General features: G+C 56.7%; 3 protein-coding genes. 2 read left to right on the plus strand and 1 reads right to left on the minus strand.

What is annotated here, in order from left to right; genetic code table 11:
• A partial coding sequence (locus tag FXB38_RS43545; RefSeq protein WP_210251009.1) for a restriction endonuclease occupies nucleotides 1-337 on the plus strand: 337 nt, incomplete at its 5' end.
• 496 nt (nucleotides 338-833) lie between these two features.
• On the opposite strand, the gene FXB38_RS42085 is transcribed toward FXB38_RS43545, so the two are convergent.
• The gene (locus FXB38_RS42085; protein ID WP_148756714.1) at nucleotides 834-1,046 is read right to left on the minus strand and encodes a helix-turn-helix domain-containing protein; all 213 of its coding nucleotides are present in this window, start codon (nucleotides 1,044-1,046) and stop codon (nucleotides 834-836) included.
• A gap of 727 nt (nucleotides 1,047-1,773) precedes the next feature.
• On the opposite strand from FXB38_RS42085, the gene FXB38_RS42090 reads away from it, so the two are divergent.
• Nucleotides 1,774-2,097: a hypothetical protein gene (locus tag FXB38_RS42090; RefSeq protein ID WP_187435528.1), complete on the plus strand. Its 324-nt coding sequence runs from the start codon at nucleotides 1,774-1,776 to the stop codon at nucleotides 2,095-2,097.
• The last annotated feature ends 70 nt before the right edge of the window (nucleotides 2,098-2,167 follow it).

Genomic DNA, 2,167 nt, shown 5'->3' on the forward strand with positions numbered 1-2,167 from the left:
TCTCGGACAGACACTAAGGCAGCTGGCGTCTGCAACTGAAAATGCGAGGGTGCATCATTGGACGCTGACGACAGGTGAAGTTGTTTCCGTCGGCTTGCTTGAAGCTGCGTTGGAGGGATACGCGCCACACAGCAGTATTCGCCTTGATGCCGTCGCCGCACTGCATGGCATCGCTACAGTAGAAGGAGCGCAAAAGAACCTGTTCGTGACGACATTAGCGTATGCACCGGTTGCGAAGCGGTTTGCAGCCAGGACATCAGGCGCAATGGAGTTGCGCGACATCCCGGGACGTGGCTCAATGGTGCGAGGCCGCGTCAGCCGGAATCATCGCGGATAAATCGCGTCTGGTATCAAGGGTTCACGTCAATCATGTAATCACTGCGACGCGGCAATCAGGATGGAAGTGGGTGGCAGAATGACGCTGCTGCCGCGGGACGACAGCACAGCTGGTTGCCTTCAATTCGGGTAGGTCAGTCATTATAGCTTCAACAAGCATCTCTATAAACTCTTTCGCTGCATCCTATTATGGATCAGATCCCCTGTGGCCAAGCAGATCTGGCTGCGCGCCGCGGACGCTAGTTGGCGCGAAGGTCGCCCGCTTCAGCCCGAGACTTACTACTTGCGATCAGAACCCGCCTATAGTGGTGCGCCCCCACGACTTTCGTGCGAAACAGATACACGTCGTTCCTCGCAAGAGCCGGCGGACATTTAACTATAGCGCTGCGCTCACAACGGGCCGCTACTCTCGGCAGATGCGATCCCATCTCATGGAGTAGTCCTATCACCGGATGTTATACCTCGCCGTCGGCACAATTTGACAGCAGCAGCACTCCCTAGTCCAAAAGCTTGAGGCGGCGCGCCTTGATAGCAGCCTGGATTCGGGTGGTCACTTCCAGCTTTCGCATCGCGTTCTTGAGATGAAAATTGACGGTGTTCTCGGTGATTTTCAATATCACCCCTATTTCCCAGGATGATTTGCCCTCCTCTACCCACTGCAAGCACTGCTTTTCTCGTGGGGACAGCACAACCTCTTGCACGTCGACCATGTGTTTCTCCTGGAGACGAGACGACTGGAACGAGATCAGCAAATGCCGTACCACGCGACGGCGATCGCAAATTCTCCTGCCAAGACAAGCCTTGAGGAGCACCGATCAGCCTGGGAAGCTGCGGATCCAACTGCAGCACCATCGGCTGTCGAAGCGATTGCGACATACGTCGTAAACGCGACAGCAGTGGTTGCAACAACGGCACACTTGACGTCCGGGACCTAACCTAGGCATGGGATAGGTCACCTCATGGCTTGTAAGCGCCAGCATTATGTCCCGCGCTTGCTCCAGCGCGGCTTTCTGCATGACCCCACGGAAGAGGCGTAGCGGACCCAGCTACATCGTCGTGGCTCCAAGGCAGAGGTTGTGGGCATTGCCGATAATGGCGTGGACGACTGGTTCTGTTCGCGTAAATCGCTCGACGACTCATTGACACTGGATGAGTTGATAACGGACATCGAACAAGATCAAAGTCGTTAACGCTATGCGGACCACGGTGCCGGGCGACACTATTGACTCGAATGTCGCCGCGCGATGCTTGATCCATCTCGTGATGCGCGCCGATCACTTGGATCGCGTGATGTCGGAGGGCGTCAGAAAGGGGTGCGATCCGTCCTATTTGTATGCCACAGCTATCCGGCAGCCATACCTGCGCTCTATATTTCTTTCATGCCGGAGAAGCCTACGATCTCATTGCCTCATACCGACTATCGTTCGGGGCGGAGGCATGAGCGACAAGGACGAAAAGGCTGCGATCGAGGCATTAGGACCGCCAAGTAATCGGAACATTCCGCGTGCCACGAAGCGCCTTCGCAAGAACCGTGGCATGCCGCCGCCCGCGACGTTCGATATCGATACGCTGCCGGGCAGCTCTAATTTGAGGCCATTAGAGGCCGCCGCGGTTATCCGGCGCACGCCCGGCGCGCTGGAGCGGTGGCGGCGGGATCCGAACCACCCGCTGAAATGGCGTTACGTCGACGGCCGCCCGCTCTATCCTGTCGATGCGGTACGCGACTATCTGGCCAAATGCGATAAGGCAACAGAAGACTAACGGATTGCTTTCATTGGGGCGCTGGAAGGCAAAAGTGTGAATGAGGCGGCAGATTTATCTATGCCCTTCC

The organism is Bradyrhizobium cytisi, assembly GCF_008123515.1.
Taxonomy (GTDB): Bacteria; Pseudomonadota; Alphaproteobacteria; order Rhizobiales; family Xanthobacteraceae; genus Bradyrhizobium; species Bradyrhizobium cytisi.